This is a genomic window from Albidovulum denitrificans (assembly GCF_002973535.1).
Lineage (GTDB): Bacteria > Pseudomonadota > Alphaproteobacteria > Rhodobacterales > Rhodobacteraceae > Albidovulum > Albidovulum denitrificans.
Genome location: NZ_PVEP01000005.1, coordinates 37,881 through 53,282 on the forward strand (window position 1 = coordinate 37,881; position 15,402 = coordinate 53,282).

The window sequence follows — 15,402 nt, forward strand, 5'->3', positions numbered from 1 at the left end:
CCCGGCCGTCGAGGTCCCGGATCAAGTCCGGGACGGGGTAATTGACCGACCTGCCGCCCGCCTACAGGTTCTCTTGCTGCGGCATGCCCAGCACATGATAGCCGCCGTCGACGCGGATGATCTCACCCGTGGTGCAGGCACCGTAGTCGGACAGAAGATAGACCGCCGTCCCGCCGATTGCCTCAAGCGTGGCATTGGCGCGCATCGGGGCGTTGGCCTCGGTATGGCGGAAGGTGGCGCGCGCGCCGCCGATGGCGGCCCCGGCCAGCGTCTTCATCGGGCCGGGAGAGATCGCGTTGACGCGGACCTTCTGCGGGCCGAGGTCATTGGCCAGATAGCGCGTGGTGCTTTCCAGCGCGGCCTTGGCGACGCCCATCACATTGTAATTCGGCGTTACCCGGTTCGACCCGCCATAGGTCAGCGTCACAAGGCTGCCACCCTCGGGCATCAGTTCGGACGCGCGCTTTGCCACGTCGATGAAGGAATAGCAGGAGATGGTCAGCGAATTGGCGAAATTCCCGCGCGTGGTGTTGATGAAGCGGCCGGTCAGCTCGTTCTTGTCGGAATAGGCGATGGCGTGGACAAGGAAATCCATGCGCCCCCAACGGTCCTTCAGCGCGGCAAAGCAGGCATCCATGCTGGCGTCGTCGGTGACGTCCACATCGACGAGGAAATCGGACCCGACGGACGCGGCCAGAGGTTCCACCCGCTTGCCGAAGGCTTCGCCCTGATAGGAAAAGGCCAGTTCCGCGCCCTCGGCGGCCAGTGCCGAGGCGATGCCCCAGGCAATCGAGCGTTCATTCGCGACGCCCATGACAAGGCCGCGCTTGCCCTTCATCAGTTCGGCCATGCCGCGTTACTCCTGAAACTTGCTCATCACGAGCGTCGCGTTGGTGCCGCCGAAGCCGAAGGAGTTGGAAAGCACGCTGTCGAGTTTTACGCCCTCGCGCAGCTCTGTCACGATCTCGGCCGGGTCGAGCGCGGGGTCAAGCTGGGTCACGTTGGCCGAGGCCGCGATGAAATCCTTGTTCAGCATGATGAGGGAATAGATCGCCTCATGCACGCCGGTGGCGCCAAGCGAGTGGCCGGTAAGGGATTTGGTCGAGGCGACGGGCGGGGTGGAGCCCTTGCCGAAGACGCGGCGCACTGCCTCCATCTCGGTCACGTCACCGACCGAGGTCGAGGTGCCGTGGCTGTTGATGTAGTCGATCTTGCGCCCCTCGGGCAGCGTCGCCAGCGCAAGGCGCATCGACCGTTCGCCGCCTTCGCCCGAGGGCGCGACCATGTCGTAGCCGTCCGAGGTCGCGCCATAGCCGGTGACCTCGGCATAGATCTTCGCGCCGCGCGCCCTGGCGTGTTCCAGTTCCTCAAGCACCACGACACCGCCGCCGCCTGCGATGACAAAGCCGTCGCGCGTCGCGTCATAGGGGCGCGAGGCGGTTTCGGGCGTGTCGTTGTACTTGGACGACATCGCGCCCATCGCGTCGAAGAGGCACGAGAGCGTCCAGTCCAGTTCCTCGCCCCCGCCGGCAAAGACGATGTCCTGCTTGCCCATCTGGATCTGTTCGACACCGTTGCCGATGCAATGGGCCGAGGTGGAGCAGGCCGAGGTGATGGAATAGTTCACGCCCTTGATCTTGAACGGCGTGGCCAGGCAGGCAGAGTTCGTGGAAGACATGCAGCGCGTCACCATGAACGGCCCCATCCGCTTCGGCGCGCCCTTTTCGATCACGATTTGATGGGCTTCGAAGAAGTTCGATGTGGACGGCCCGCCCGACCCCATGATGAGGCCGGTACGCGGGTTGGAGACCTCACCCTCCTCAAGCCCGCTGTCGGCGATGGCCTGCTGCATGGCGAGGAAGTTGTAGGCCGCCCCCGGCCCCATGAAGCGGAGGTTCCGCTTGTCGATATGGTCCTCAAGCACGATCTGGGGCTGGCCCTTCACCTGGCTGCGGAACCCGTGTTCGGCGTAATCGGGGGCAAAGACGATGCCGGACTTGCCGGCGCGCAAGGATGCCTCGACCTCGGCGACGGAGTTGCCGATGGGCGAGATGATCCCCATTCCGGTAATGACGACGCGGCGCATGGGCGCTCTCCTTCTCTGCGGGTCAGCTCTCGGAGAGAGCGACCTTCATGTCTTTCACAAGATAAATCGTCTCGCCATCCGCTTCCACCCGGCCATCGGCCACGCCCATGGTCAGGCGGCGGGTCTGGACGGCCTTGGTGAAATCGACGTGATAGGTCAGCATCTTGCGGTCCGGGCGTACCATGCCGGTCAGCTTTACCTCGCCCACGCCAAGCGCATAGCCGCGCCCCAGCCAGCCGCGCCAGCCAAGGTTGAAGCCGGTCAGCTGCCAGAGCCCGTCAAGGCCAAGGCAGCCGGGCATGATCGGGTTGCCGGGGAAGTGGCAGTCAAAGAACCACAGGTCGGGGGTGATGTCGAATTCGGCGGTGACGTGGCCCTTGCCATGTTCGCCGCGATCGTCGGAAATGTCGGTGATCCGGTCCATCATCAGCATCGGCGGAGCGGGCAGTTGGGCATTGCCCGGCCCGAACAACTCGCCGCGCGCGCATTTCAGCAAGTCGTCCTTGTCGAAGCTGCTTGGATATAGACCCATATTCTCCCGCCCCCTGTCTGTGCCTTCAGGCATTGAATCCCTCTACCATCGGCCTCGGTCAGAGGGCAAGCCTACTGCCTTCCGGCCGGGCTGTGCGCTGGCGTTGAAAATTCCCGATCCGGTCTTTTATACTGTGGTGGTGAATGAAAAGGGTCATGGTGTGATGACACGGGCAGCCGAAACGAAGCGGGGCGCGCGCTGGCTTATGCAGGCGGGCCTGAGGCCGACGCGCCAGCGCCTGTGCCTGGCCGAGCTTCTGGTGGGCGACGGGCGTGACCGCCATGTCACCGCCGAAGGGCTTCACGCCGCCGCCGGGGCCTGTGGAGAGCCGGTGTCGCTGGCCACGGTCTACAACACGCTGAAGGCGTTCTGCGACGCCGGGCTTGTCAACGAGATCTCTGTCGATGGCAGCCGCAGCTATTTCGACACGCGGCTGGACGACCACCCGCATTTCTACTGGGAAGACGACGGTTTCCTGACCGACGCGCCCGCCGACCAGCTGAAGATCGCGCAACTGCCGCAACTGCCCGAGGGCGCGGAACTGTCGCGCGTGGATGTGGTGATCCGGTTGAAGCGGCCGGACAACTGACCCGCCACAGGCGCGACGGCGCCTAAAACCACTGCCCCGGCTCCATCAGTCCGAGGTCCATCAACTGCTGCGGCGACCAATCGAACCTGACCGAATGGTGCCAGTGGAAGTTCACGATGTCGAACATGCTGCCCGGATTGGACTTCAGAGCCTTCGCGGTTCGGAACGAGGCGACGGCGGCGGTCAGGTTGTGGTGCCAGGGGCAGGCGTAGGTGTTGTATTCCTCGTCATCGAAGGTGTGGTCGGGGTGCAGGTGAAGCCCCGGCTTGGCGCGAAACAGCGCGATGCGGTCGATGCGGCGGCGTTCCCATGGCACATGCTCCTCATACCGCCAGCGCAACCCGCCGAAGAAATCGAGCTGCCGCTCTTTCGCTTCGCCGGTCACCGCGTCGGTGCGGGCCAGTGCGTAGTACCCGCCCCGGTCCAGATGTGCGCTGTCGCGGTCGACGGCATTCGGGTGGCGGGAGAGGTCGTCGCTGTAGATGTCGACGACATAGGTCAGCATCGCGTCGCGCCGTTCCTCGGTGTGGAAGGCCAGCATCTCGCCAATGGTGCGGTGGTCGCAGAAGGGGAAGAAGAGGTATTCGGCGTTATAGCCGTAATAGAACCATGTGCCGGGGGCGGCGGCGATGACTGCGTTGACGGCGGCGGGCAGGGCGCCGGGGGCGTGGGTGTCGTGGCGCACCCAATGGGCGCGGTCCCTGACCTCATCGGGCGGGGCGACGCCGTCGGGCAGGAACACGATCACCGCGCGAAAGCCCAGATCGGCGTGATGGCGCACGGTCGAGGCGATCTCGGCCATGTCCTCGACAAGGATCAGGGCAACCGGCCCCTTGGCCAAAAGCGCCTTGCCCCTGCCGCACAACTCGTCAAGCGAAGTGAAATCCATACCGTCCGTACCTTCGGTCCCTGCCGCAAAATCCGCCACCCGGCGCGCAAATGCAATCCCGGCGTGGCGTCTGCACGGTTGTCCGGCGGGCGTGACGCAGGTCGGAAACCCGGTTCGGCGCGCCGCATTCCTCTCCTGTAAGTCGGCCCGTCGGGGATAGAGTTCACAGCAAGCGAAACGAGTCATCCAATCAGGGGGCGGGAATGGCTAGCGGTGGTTGTCTTTGCGGTCGGGTTACATATGAGACCGAGGCACCGCTTCGTGACGTGGTCTTTTGCCACTGCGAACAATGCCGCCGACAGACCGGGTTGTACTATGCCGCCACAGCGGCGCCATGGGATAGCCTAAAGATCACCGGACAGGACGACCTGCGCTGGTATGCGGCATCCGGCTTCGCCCACCGCGGGTTTTGTGGCACTTGCGGCTCCGCCCTGTTCTGGAAGCCGAACGACCACCCGCATGTGGCCATCCTTGCCGGGTCTCTGGATGAGACGACGACCCTGAAAGCCTCCTGCCATATCTTCACCGAGCAAAGACCGGGTTATTACGGTATCGAAGACGGTTTGCCGCAGTTCCAGCGCGATCATCCGGGCCTGCCGGTTGACGCGGGCTGAGCGCCGTTGCGCTGAGAGTGCCTAGCCTGTAGAGCAATGCCACCATTTTTCGGGAGCCGGGCGTGGCGGACACGAAGAAGCTTTTCATCAAGACCTATGGCTGTCAGATGAACGTCTATGACAGCGAGCGCATGGCCGAGGCCATGGGCACAGAGGGCTATGTCACGACCGAGGTGATGGAAGAGGCCGACATGGTCCTTCTCAACACCTGCCATATCCGTGAGAAGGCGGCAGAGAAGGTCTATTCCGATCTGGGGCGGCTGAAGCCCCTGAAGGCGGAGAAGCCGAACCTGAAGGTCGGCGTCGCGGGCTGCGTCGCGCAGGCCGAGGGGGAGGAGATCCTGCGGCGGATGCCCCTGGTCGATCTGGTGGTGGGGCCGCAAAGCTACCACCGCCTGCCCGCGATGGCCAAGGCGGCGGAGGCGGGGGAAAAGACGGTCGATACCGATTTCCCCGAAGAGGACAAGTTCGACCACCTGCCCGACCGGCCGAAGGCCACGATCCGGCCCACGGCCTTCCTGACCGTGCAGGAGGGCTGCGACAAGTTCTGCGCCTTCTGTGTGGTCCCCTATACGCGTGGGGCCGAAGTGTCGCGCCCGGCCGAACGGATCATGGCCGAGGCGCGCGGGCTGGTGGAAAAGGGCGTGCGCGAGATCACGCTGCTGGGGCAGAACGTGAATGCCTATCATGGGGCCGGGGCGGAGGGCGACTGGACCCTGGCGCGGCTGGTGCGGGCGCTGGCGAAGATCGACGGGCTGGACCGCATCCGCTACACCACCTCTCACCCCAACGACATGGGCGATGACCTGATCGCCGCGCATGGCGAGGAACCAAAGCTGATGCCCTATCTGCATCTGCCGGTGCAGTCCGGGTCCGACCGCATCCTGAAGGCGATGAACCGCAAGCATAAGGCCGAGGATTACTTGCGCCTGATCGAGCGTATCCGTGCCGCAAGGCCCGACATGATGATGTCGGGCGACTTCATCGTCGGCTTCCCCGGTGAGACGGACGCAGAGTTCGAGGCGACGCTGGACCTGATCCGCGCGGTCAAGTACGGCATGGCCTATTCGTTCAAGTACTCCGCCCGGCCCGGCACGCCCGCCGCCGAAAAAACGCCTGTCGCGGCCGAGGTGGCCGATGTGCGGCTTCAGACCTTGCAGGCGCTCATCACCGAACAGCAGCGCGCGGCACAGGACGCGATGGTGGGGCGCGAGGTTTCGGTCCTGTTTGAAAAGCCGGGGCGGCTGGCCGGTCAGATGGTGGGCAAGTCGGATTATCTTCAGGCGGTTCATGTCGCGGCACCCGACCTGCGGGCGGGCGACCTTGCCCGCGTGCGGATCACCGGCACCGCGCCGAATTCCCTTGCCGGGGTGCTTGTCGGCGGCTGAGGGGCGCGGGATTGTTACAATCTGCGTGCTAAGCCTGCGACATGGGCCGCTTGCTGCACAATTTTTCACTTTCTGGCGTGAACCCGCGCTCGGCGCTTGCGTTGAAAGGGGTGTGGCTGCACCATACCTAGTAGGAACCCTGCTTTGAGGAGACGTTCTTGGGCATCAGCGCCTTGACCCCGCCGCCGCATCCCGAAGACTTGCATGAGACTCTTCTGGAGTTTTCCGACAATCGCCTGCTGATCGACCTCTGCGGTGAGTTTGACCGCAACCTGGCGCAGGTGGAGCATCAGTTGGGGGTTCACATCCTGCGCCGCGGAAATCAGATCGCGGTGGTAGGAAGCGCCGAGGCGCGGGGCCACGCGGCGGCCGTTCTCCAGACGCTTTACGCCAAGCTTGAAGCCGGGCGGCCGATCGACGCCGGGGAAATCGACGCCGTGCTGCGGATGGGCGAGGGCGGCGGGGGCGCGCCCTTCACGCTGGACGAACAGCTTGAGATGTTCGCGGGCGGCAAGTTCGAGCTGCGCACCCGCAAGAAGCAGGTCGAACCGCGCACCGAGGCGCAAAAGGCCTATGTGAAGAACCTGTTCCAGCACGAAATGGCCTTTGGCATCGGTCCGGCAGGCACCGGCAAGACCTATCTGGCGGTGGCTGTGGGCGTGACGATGCTGATCGGCGGCCATGTCGACAAGATCATCCTGTCCCGTCCCGCCGTCGAGGCGGGGGAGCGTCTGGGCTTTCTGCCCGGCGACATGAAGGACAAGGTCGACCCCTACATGCAGCCGCTTTACGACGCGCTGAACGATTTCCTGCCCGCCAAGCAGCTTGCCAAGCTGATGGAGGAAAAGCGGATCGAGATCGCGCCGCTGGCCTTCATGCGCGGGCGGACGCTGTCCAACGCCTTCGTGGTGCTGGATGAGGCGCAGAACGCCACGACGATGCAGATGAAGATGTTCCTGACCCGGCTTGGCGAAGGCAGCCGGATGGTCATCACGGGCGACCGCAGTCAGGTGGACCTGCCAAGGGGGCAAATGTCGGGTCTGTCGGATGCCGAGCGGATTCTTGACGGCGTGAAGGGGATCAGCTTCAACTACTTCACTGCGAAGGATGTCGTTCGCCATCAGCTTGTGGCGCGGATAATCGAGGCCTATGACCGCGACGATGGAGCCGCTGGTTGATACATTGATCGAGGATGCCCGGTGGAATTCCGCCGGTATCGAGGATCTGGCAGAAGCCGCGGCCCGCGCGGTCATGGAGACGCATGGCCTGCCGCCGGAAGGATATGAGATCAGCCTTCTGGCCTGCGACGACCGGCGCATCGCGGCGCTGAACGAGGATTTCCGGGGCAAGCCGGTGCCGACCAACGTCCTGTCCTGGCCATCGGAGGAACGCGGGGCGGAGGCGGACGGCGCCACGCCCCATCCGCCCCGGCGCGGGGTCGGGGGGATGCCGGCAGAGCTTGGCGACATCGCGATTGCCTATGAGACCTGCGCGCGCGAGGCGGAGGAACACGGCAAGGCGATGGCCGATCACGTCACGCATCTTCTGGTCCACGGCATGCTGCATCTGTTGGGATACGATCACATTCGCGACCGTGACGGCGACCTGATGGAGGCCACCGAGGTCAGGATACTTGCGAAGCTGGGTGTGAACGACCCATATGAGTGGACCGGCGCAAGGCGTGCGCCGGATGAACTGGAAAGAGATGATGGGCGATAGCTTGGACGGGTCACCATCGGCGCAGGACGCGTCGGAACCCTCGGACAGTAGCGGGCAACGCGGTTTCTTCGGGCGGATTTTCGACGCCTTCTCGACGGGTGACAGCGATGAGGAGGGCGTGGCGCGGGACGATAACGGCCTCGCGCGGCCTTCGACCCCGCTGCCGGGGATCGGCAACCTTCGCCGGATGCGGGTTGAGGATGTGGCGATCCCGAAGGCGGAAATCGTGGCGGTGCCGGTCAACGCCAGGCTGGAAGACCTTGTTACCGCGTTCCGCGACAGCGGTTTTTCGCGCCTGCCTGTGTTCAAGGGAACGCTCGACGCGCCGCTGGGCCTGATCCACCTGAAGGACCTTGCGCTTCAGCAGGCGTTCACCGACCCCAAGCCACGCTTCAACCTGCGCAAGATGCTGCGGCCGTTGCTGTACGCGCCGCCCTCGATGCCCATCGGCGTCCTGTTGCAGAAGATGCAGTCCGAACGCATCCACATGGCGCTGGTGATCGACGAATATGGCGGCGTCGATGGCCTTGTGACGATCGAGGACCTGATCGAGACCGTGATCGGTGAGATCGAGGACGAACACGATACGTCCGAAGACGGTCTCTGGGTTCTGGAGAAACCGGGGCAGTACCTTGCGCAGGCGCGCGCGCCGCTGGGCGAGTTCGAGGCGGAGATCGGCCTGAAGCTTGCCGATGAGGCCGAGGATGAAGAGGTCGATACGCTGGGCGGGCTTCTTTTCATGTGGCTTGGTCGGGTACCCGCGCGGGGCGAGGTCATTCCCCATGAAAGCGGGGCGGAGTTCGAGGTGGTCGATGCCGACCCGCGCCGGATCAAGCGGCTGAGGGTCCGCTTGCCGCAGGCCGGGGCGTGATCCCTTGGCGTTCGGCCTGCGCGCCGGGCTGAGGCCGCCCGCCCGGCCCCCTCTGTCGATCCTTGGCCTATGCGTGGTGCTGGGCGCGCTGGCTGCGGCGGGGCAGGCGCCGTTGGGCTATTGGCCGGTCACGCTGGCCGCGCTTGCGGTGCTGGCCGAGATCATGGTGCGGCATGCCGGGGCCGGGCAGATGATCTGGACCGGATGGGCCGCCGGGACGGGGTATTTCGCGGCGGCGCTTTTCTGGATCTATGAGCCGTTTCAGGTCGAGGCCGACATCTACGGCTGGATGGCGCCCTTTGCGGTGGTGCTGATGGCGGTGGGCATGGCGCTTTTCTGGGCGCTTGCCGGGGGCATCGCGGCCTTGGGGCGCGGGCGCGTGGGGCGCGCGCTGGGCTTTGCGATCGGCCTGACCGCGACGGACCTGCTGCGCGGCTATATCTTCACCGGCTTCCCCTGGGCCTTGGCGGGGCATGTCTGGATCGACACGCCCGTGGCGCAGATCGCCGCCTTCACCGGGCCGATTGGCCTGTCCGCGCTGACCCTGCTGGCGGCGGTGCTGCCGGTGATGGCGGTTCCGCTCTGGCGGCGTGTCGGGCTGGGCGTCGCGGGCCTTGCCCTGGTCGCGGCCTGCTGGGGTTTCGGCGCCGCGCGGCTGGCAGACCCGATCCCGCCGCGCAGCCCCGAAGTTCACGTCCGCCTCGTCCAGCCGAATGCACGGCAAGAGACGAAGTGGCAGCCCGAGGCGTGGCAGGCCAATCTTGACCGTATGCTGGGTGACAGCGCGCCGGGGCAGGGGACGCGGCCCGATCTGATCGTCTGGCCGGAAACCGCTATTCCCTTCCTGCTGGATCGCGCGGGGCCGCTTCTGGAGGACATGGCGATGGTCTCGGCGGGCGTCCCCATCGCCACCGGCATCCAGCGGCAGGAGGGCGCGCGCTATTACAACAGCCTTGCCGTGATCGGTGCAGGCGGGACGGTGCGGGCGACCTATGACAAATGGCACCTCGTTCCGTTCGGCGAATATGTCCCGCTTGTCGACCGGATCGCGGATCTTGGGATTTCGGCCTTCGCCGCGCAGGTCGGCCTAGGCTATTCCGCCGGGCCGGGCGCGCGGGTGCTTGATCTTGGCGCGGCCGGAAAGGTGCTGCCGCTGATTTGTTATGAGGCGGTCTTTCCCCAGGACCTGAACGCCGCGCCTGAGCGGGCGGACTGGATCTTGCAGATCACCAACGATGCGTGGTTCGGCAATCTCTCAGGCCCCTATCAGCACCTTGCGCAGGCCCGGCTGCGGGCGATCGAGCAGGGTTTGCCGTTGCTGCGGGCCGCGAATACGGGCGTTTCGGCGGTGATCGACGCGCGCGGGCGGGTGCTGCACGCGCTGGCGCTGAACACCGACGGGGTGATCGACGCGGCCGTGCCGGGGGCGCTGCCCCGGACGCTTTATTCCCGCACGGGTGATGTCCCGGCAACAATCCTTGTCCTCGCGGCGGGATTGGCGCTTCTCCTTTCCGGGCGTCGCAAACGCGATTGACCCCGAGGGGGCGACGGGGTAGGCAAAGCGGCACACCTGCCACAACGGCTTCCTGGCGTGGCGGGGCTGACCCCCTAATGGAGCATTTTCATGTCCCGACAAAACTACGTCTTTACCTCGGAAAGCGTTTCCGAAGGGCATCCCGACAAGGTCTGCGACCGGATTTCGGATGCCGTGCTTGATGCGTTCCTTACCGAAGATCCCCATTCCCGTGTCGCCTGCGAAACCTTCGCGACCACCGACCGCGTCGTCATCGGCGGCGAGGTGCGCGGCCCCGGCGCCGTCATCGAGCGGGTGGAGGAGATCGCCCGCGAATGCGTCAAGGACATCGGCTATGAGCAGGATGGCTTTCACTGGGCCAACCTGAAGGTCGACAGCTACCTGCACGCCCAGTCCGCCGACATCGCCCAGGGCGTCGATGCCTCGGGCAACAAGGATGAGGGCGCGGGCGATCAGGGCATCATGTTCGGCTATGCCGTGGATGAGACGCCGGAGCTGATGCCGGCGCCGATCCTTTATGCCCACGCGATGCTGCGCCGCCTGGCCGAGGTGCGCAAGAACGGGACCGAGCCGAAGCTTGGCCCCGATGCCAAGTCGCAGCTTTCGATCCGGTACGAGGGCGGCAAGCCGGTCGGGGTGACCTCGCTGGTGCTGTCGACCCAGCATATCGACCCGGCGCTGAGTTCGGCCGATGTGCGCGCGATCGTCGAGCCGCATATCCGCGACGTGCTGCCCGAGGGCTGGCTGACGGCCGAGACCGAATGGCATGTGAACCCGACCGGCAAGTTCGTGATCGGCGGGCCGGATGGCGATGCGGGCCTGACCGGGCGCAAGATCATCGTGGATACCTATGGCGGCGCCGCGCCGCACGGGGGCGGTGCGTTTTCGGGCAAGGACCCGACCAAGGTGGATCGCTCGGCCGCCTATGCGGCGCGCTATCTGGCGAAGAACGTCGTCGCCGCCGGCCTGGCCACGCGCTGCACGCTGCAACTGTCCTATGCGATCGGCGTGGCGAAACCCTTGTCGATCTACGTCGACACCCATGGCACCGGCATGGTGGACGAGGCCGCGATCGAGCGTGCCGTGGCGCAGGCGATGGACCTGACCCCGCGCGGCATCCGCACCCATCTGGGTCTGAACAAGCCGATCTACCAGCGCACCGCCGCCTATGGCCATTTCGGGCGCGCGCCCGAAGCGGATGGCGGCTTCAGCTGGGAGAAGACCGATCTGGCCGAGGTGCTGAAAAAGTCGGTCTGAGGAATGCGGGACCGGGCCATCGCGGCCCGGTCCTTTTCGTTTCCGTCAGACTTGATTTGATCGTCCTGTCGCTGGTTTCATAAGCGTCGTGCTGTCCCCCCGCCCCTCGGAAAGGCCCGTTCCGCGCACGTCCGGTTGCCCAGGTACACGAAAAACGGGTGTTCGCACTTGATCCGAAAGGCGGTCGCGGCGAAACATGGGGCAGTTCGTGGGATCAAAGGTACAGACGGCCAGGCCGTCTCCGGCGTAGCAATGGGATGTCGGTAACATGTATGGTGGTTATGGCGGGGATGCGGTGCGGGACGGTGTCGGTGTCGGGCATGACGCGGGCCTGAATGCCGCCCGCCGGATTCCGCGCAAGTTGACCATTGTCCTGATCAACGGCCAGAAGCTGCGCCTGTCCTTCGGCGATTTCTGGCAGATCATCACCGACCGCTATTCGCTTATCTACTTTCTGGTCGCGGACGGGTTGGTAGCCTATCTCTACCCGGTGGAAAGACTCATCGGGCTGCCGTGGTGGCATGTCGTGACCGTATTCGTGGTCATGGCTTTCGTGGTTATCGCGGCCCTGACGGGCCTTTTCGCGATCCTGCTGCGCTTTCTGCACCGCTTCGACCGGCTGGTGATCCCCGGCCCGCTCCTGATGTTCTGCGCCGTCGCTGTCATGGAGATGGTCAAGTGGGAATATGTCTATTACGTCTGGGGGCCGCACTGGCCTTATTTCGGCGGGCTTTTCGAAGCTTTTGTGAGCGAATATGTCTATTTCCTGATGCTTGAGGTTCTTTATTCCATCTTTGTGATCCCCCATGCGCGGGCCTATTCCGGTGTCTTGGTCGGCCCGCGCGTTTCGCCGGGCGCCGATGTCGCGGGGCATCGGTCACAGGCGGTCATTCCCTTTCGTCCCCGCCCCCGCGCCGAGGCGCCGCTGCGCCCGGCGCCCCCGCCGGTGGAGGCGCCAAGACCCAGGGCCGCGGCGCCGAAGCCCGCCGCGAACAGGGCCAGCGCGCCGGTCAAGGCAACGCCCCCTTCGACCAGCATCACGCTTGCCGGGGAGAGGATCGACCTGCGCAAGCTTGAAACGATCCGCGCCGAAGAACATTACATCCGCGTCACCACCTCTGAGGGCGAGAGGATGCTGCGCCACCGGATCAAGGACGCGGTTGCCCTGATACCTGACGCCTACGGGCTTCAGGTGCATCGCTCGCTCTGGATCGCTTTCCCGACGGTGGAGCGCTGCGCGCCGTCGCCCGATGGCAAGTTGCTGATCGTCCTGAGGGACGGCAGCGAGATCGGCGTTCCGCGTGCGCGCCGCCGTGCGGTTGAAGCCCGGCTGAAAGAGGGGCGTCGCTTCACGTCCCCGGCGGCGCCGACCTGACTGGCGGGGCTATGACCGGCAGGCTGCCGGGGTCAATTGGCGACAGATAGGCTGACGCCAACGGGCGCGGCCCGTCAGTTCAAGACAATTCCCGACGATTGATGCCCCGATTCTGGCGCGAAGGCGAAATGCGGCCTATCGCGCGGCAACCGTTCGCGAACGGCTGTAACAATCATCGGGAGGACCACATGCTGAAAACCATCTACGCTCCGCTTCTGATTGCAACCCTGGCCGTGTCCGGCTGTGTCGATGAGGGTGGCGGGAACTCCGGCCCGCGTTCCGGCAGCGCCATGCCGGGCGATATGGTGTTGAACGTGACCCACACCGAGGTGATGCCGAACATTCTGGGCGGAAAGGATGTTTTTGGTCGGACCCGCGACACCGGCAAGACGATGGTGATCCTTGACTCGGCCGCGAATGGCAAGGCGGTGTTCCGGCGCCAGGACGTGGCCATCCTCAGTTCCAAGAACACCGGCAATATCTCCCCCACCGTCATCAATACCGGCAAGAAGGCGTCGGATGTGATCGTCCTCCCGTCGATGGCGCCGAAGGACGAGATTGGTCCGATGCGTGAGACCTCGTTCACCCTGACGGCGGCGCCGGGGAACAATGCGATCACGATCGACGGCCATACGCTGACGGTTCTGTCCGTTCAGAATGGCATCATCAACTATAGCGCCAACTGAGGCGCGCCATGTGTGAGGCCTGCAATCCGGCCCGGACACCCCAGCGGTACAGGCACCGCTGGGAGATGCCGATGGTCGTGACGGCCTGGATGATTTCGCTGTTGGCGGTCGGGGTAAGCCTGACCGCCACCGACGATATAGTCGCCAGCGCCAGGGCAAACGACGTCGAGTGGCTGCTGAACCTTGGCTATCTCGTCCTGTTCACGCCGATCATGGCGCTGATTACGCGGTTCTACCGGGCCGCGAAGGAGCGGTCGAACGGGATCAAGGTCGGGCCGCAGCAGTTTTCCCATATCTGGGATATCTATACCGATCTCCTGACGCGGTTCGACCTGCCGACCGCGCCCGCGCTTTATGTCGTCAACGGCAATGGCGCGGTGAACGCCTATGCCATGTCCTGTTCGCTGCGCCGCAAATATGTGGTGCTGAACGCCGAGATCGCCGGTCTTGGGCAGCACGACCCGGAGCTTGTTCGCTTTGTGCTGGCCCATGAGCTTGCGCATCACAAGCTTGGCCATGTCGCTTTGGTGCGCATTTCCATTGCGGCGGTCATGCATGCGCTGTTCCTGCCCGGAAAGGCCATGATCCGCGCGCAGGAATATTCGGCCGACCGGCTGGCCATGGCGGTCTGCCCCGAGGCCGCCGATACGCTGGTCTTCCTGTCGGTCGGGCCATGGATGGCGCAGCAGTTGAATGCCGAGGCTTATGTCGACCAGATGGTCGAGGATAGCCGCGGATTGATGGTGCGCGTCGTGAATATGGCCAGCGATCACGCGGTGATGAGCAAGCGCTACAAGGCGCTGCGCGACATTGCCAAACATGGTTTTGACAAGCATGGCGAGATGTTCTGAGTACGCCCGTGATGGGTTCTGCGACAAGGCGAGTTGATGTGGTTTCAGGTTGATGCCGTTTCGAGTTGATGTGTTTTGAGCTAAAGTGTTTCGGGTTTTCGTTGAGAAAGTAAGTATCAGAATTTGAACGAAATAAGTTCGAATTCTGAGTCAGTGTAAACCCGAAATGCCATAATTCGTTCCGAGTTGATGTCATTCGTCCTGTGGCGGCATCGCCTGTCTTTGCGGCAGGCGATGCTTGACCCACCACCGGGGCGGGCGGTAAAGGCGCCCGACCCTTGGGATGACCGATGACCGACGACACCCCCCCTTCCGCCGAATGGCGCAATTTCTATGGCCGCATCCATGGCAAGACCCTGCGCCCGGCGCAGAAGGTCTATCTGTCCGAGGATCTGGCAAGCCTGCGCCCGGCGGGTGTGACGCGCGAGGACAACCCGGCGCGCGATCCGATCGACCCGGCGGGCATCTTCGGCGATGATCGCCCGATCTGGCTTGAGATCGGGTTCGGCGGCGGCGAACACCTTGTCCACATGGCGGCGCGCTATCCCGAAATCGGGATCGTCGGGTGTGAGCCTTTCGTGAACGGTGTCGCCATGCTTCTGGGCAAGATCCGGCAGGCGGGGGTGACGAACCTTGCCGTCCACCCCGGCGATGCGCGCGACCTGATGGAGGTGTTGCCCGATGCCTCGGTCGCGAAGGCGTTCCTGAACTATCCCGACCCCTGGCCGAAGCGCCGCCACCACCGCCGCCGTTTTGTGACCCAGGATCACCTGCGGTCGCTGGCGCGGGTGATGCAGCCGGGGGCGGAGTTCCGTGTCGCGACCGATATTCCCGATTATGTGCGCCAGACCCTGAAAGAGGTGCCGCAGGCCGGGTTCGACCTTGTCGGCGAGGGGGGCGTGGCCTGGGGTGACTGGCTGTCCACCCGCTATGAGCAGAAGGCGCTGCGCGAGGGGCGGGTGCCGCATTACGTGACCTTCCGCCGCCGGTAAGGGCGGGATGCCTCCGTCG

16 protein-coding genes and 1 riboswitch are annotated in these 15,402 nt (G+C 64.7%); of the genes, 12 read left to right on the plus strand and 4 right to left on the minus strand.

What is annotated here, in order from left to right; all coding sequences use genetic code 11:
- Positions 1 to 61: 61 nt before the first annotated feature.
- The 3 genes from LX70_RS12115 to fabA are packed head-to-tail and all read right to left on the minus strand — an operon-like array spanning position 62 to position 2,618.
- Positions 62 to 850, minus strand: a complete 789-nt coding sequence (locus LX70_RS12115) for an enoyl-ACP reductase FabI (RefSeq protein WP_105515047.1) — start codon at positions 848 to 850, stop codon at positions 62 to 64.
- A gap of 6 nt (positions 851 to 856) precedes the next feature.
- Positions 857 to 2,086, minus strand: a complete 1,230-nt coding sequence (gene fabB, locus LX70_RS12120) for a beta-ketoacyl-ACP synthase I (protein ID WP_105515048.1) — start codon at positions 2,084 to 2,086, stop codon at positions 857 to 859.
- A gap of 22 nt (positions 2,087 to 2,108) precedes the next feature.
- Positions 2,109 to 2,618 carry a bifunctional 3-hydroxydecanoyl-ACP dehydratase/trans-2-decenoyl-ACP isomerase gene (gene fabA / locus LX70_RS12125; RefSeq protein ID WP_105515049.1) on the minus strand — a complete coding sequence of 170 codons (510 nt, stop codon included), beginning with the start codon at positions 2,616 to 2,618 and terminating at the stop codon, positions 2,109 to 2,111.
- Between the two features lie 163 nt (positions 2,619 to 2,781).
- On the opposite strand from fabA, the gene irrA reads away from it, so the two are divergent.
- The gene (irrA, locus tag LX70_RS12130; RefSeq protein WP_105515306.1) at positions 2,782 to 3,207 is read left to right on the plus strand and encodes an iron response transcriptional regulator IrrA; all 426 of its coding nucleotides are present in this window, start codon (positions 2,782 to 2,784) and stop codon (positions 3,205 to 3,207) included.
- A gap of 22 nt (positions 3,208 to 3,229) precedes the next feature.
- Here the strand turns inward: irrA and LX70_RS12135 are convergent, their stop codons facing one another.
- Positions 3,230 to 4,096 (minus strand): hypothetical protein, encoded by an 867-nt coding sequence (locus LX70_RS12135; protein WP_105515050.1) that lies wholly within the window; start codon positions 4,094 to 4,096, stop codon positions 3,230 to 3,232.
- A 203-nt stretch (positions 4,097 to 4,299) separates the two neighbouring features.
- Here LX70_RS12135 and LX70_RS12140 point away from each other — a divergent pair, with 203 nt between their 5' ends.
- From LX70_RS12140 to trmB, 11 genes are all read left to right on the plus strand, one after another.
- On the plus strand, positions 4,300 to 4,710 hold the full coding sequence (locus tag LX70_RS12140; RefSeq protein ID WP_105515051.1) for a GFA family protein: 411 nt from the start codon (positions 4,300 to 4,302) through the stop codon (positions 4,708 to 4,710).
- 62 nt (positions 4,711 to 4,772) lie between these two features.
- Complete coding sequence (gene miaB / locus LX70_RS12145; RefSeq protein ID WP_105515052.1) at positions 4,773 to 6,098, plus strand: tRNA (N6-isopentenyl adenosine(37)-C2)-methylthiotransferase MiaB; 1,326 nt, start codon at positions 4,773 to 4,775, stop codon at positions 6,096 to 6,098.
- Positions 6,099 to 6,256: 158 nt separating this feature from the next.
- Complete coding sequence (locus tag LX70_RS12150; RefSeq protein ID WP_105515053.1) at positions 6,257 to 7,276, plus strand: PhoH family protein; 1,020 nt, start codon at positions 6,257 to 6,259, stop codon at positions 7,274 to 7,276.
- Positions 7,260 to 7,817, plus strand: coding sequence for an rRNA maturation RNase YbeY (ybeY, locus tag LX70_RS12155; RefSeq protein WP_105515307.1), 558 nt, complete (start codon positions 7,260 to 7,262; stop codon positions 7,815 to 7,817). Before LX70_RS12150 ends, ybeY begins: the two co-directional genes overlap by 17 nt.
- Positions 7,807 to 8,688, plus strand: a complete 882-nt coding sequence (locus LX70_RS12160; RefSeq protein ID WP_105515054.1) for a hemolysin family protein — start codon at positions 7,807 to 7,809, stop codon at positions 8,686 to 8,688. Before ybeY ends, LX70_RS12160 begins: the two co-directional genes overlap by 11 nt.
- Before the next feature lie 4 nt (positions 8,689 to 8,692).
- On the plus strand, positions 8,693 to 10,222 hold the full coding sequence (gene lnt / locus LX70_RS12165) for an apolipoprotein N-acyltransferase (protein WP_245885067.1): 1,530 nt from the start codon (positions 8,693 to 8,695) through the stop codon (positions 10,220 to 10,222).
- A 33-nt stretch (positions 10,223 to 10,255) separates the two neighbouring features.
- Positions 10,256 to 10,307, plus strand: a riboswitch (SAM-SAH riboswitch).
- Between the two features lie 5 nt (positions 10,308 to 10,312).
- Positions 10,313 to 11,479, plus strand: coding sequence for a methionine adenosyltransferase (metK, locus tag LX70_RS12170; protein ID WP_105515055.1), 1,167 nt, complete (start codon positions 10,313 to 10,315; stop codon positions 11,477 to 11,479).
- A gap of 268 nt (positions 11,480 to 11,747) precedes the next feature.
- Complete coding sequence (locus LX70_RS12175) at positions 11,748 to 12,854, plus strand: LytTR family DNA-binding domain-containing protein (RefSeq protein ID WP_105515056.1); 1,107 nt, start codon at positions 11,748 to 11,750, stop codon at positions 12,852 to 12,854.
- A gap of 188 nt (positions 12,855 to 13,042) precedes the next feature.
- Positions 13,043 to 13,540: a hypothetical protein gene (locus tag LX70_RS12180; protein WP_146111594.1), complete on the plus strand. Its 498-nt coding sequence runs from the start codon at positions 13,043 to 13,045 to the stop codon at positions 13,538 to 13,540.
- A gap of 71 nt (positions 13,541 to 13,611) precedes the next feature.
- Entirely contained in the window at positions 13,612 to 14,391 is a 780-nt protein-coding gene (locus tag LX70_RS12185; RefSeq protein WP_170076184.1) for a M48 family metallopeptidase, read from the plus strand.
- A gap of 290 nt (positions 14,392 to 14,681) precedes the next feature.
- Positions 14,682 to 15,383: a tRNA (guanosine(46)-N7)-methyltransferase TrmB gene (gene trmB / locus LX70_RS12190; RefSeq protein WP_105515059.1), complete on the plus strand. Its 702-nt coding sequence runs from the start codon at positions 14,682 to 14,684 to the stop codon at positions 15,381 to 15,383.
- Positions 15,384 to 15,402: the final 19 nt, after the last annotated feature.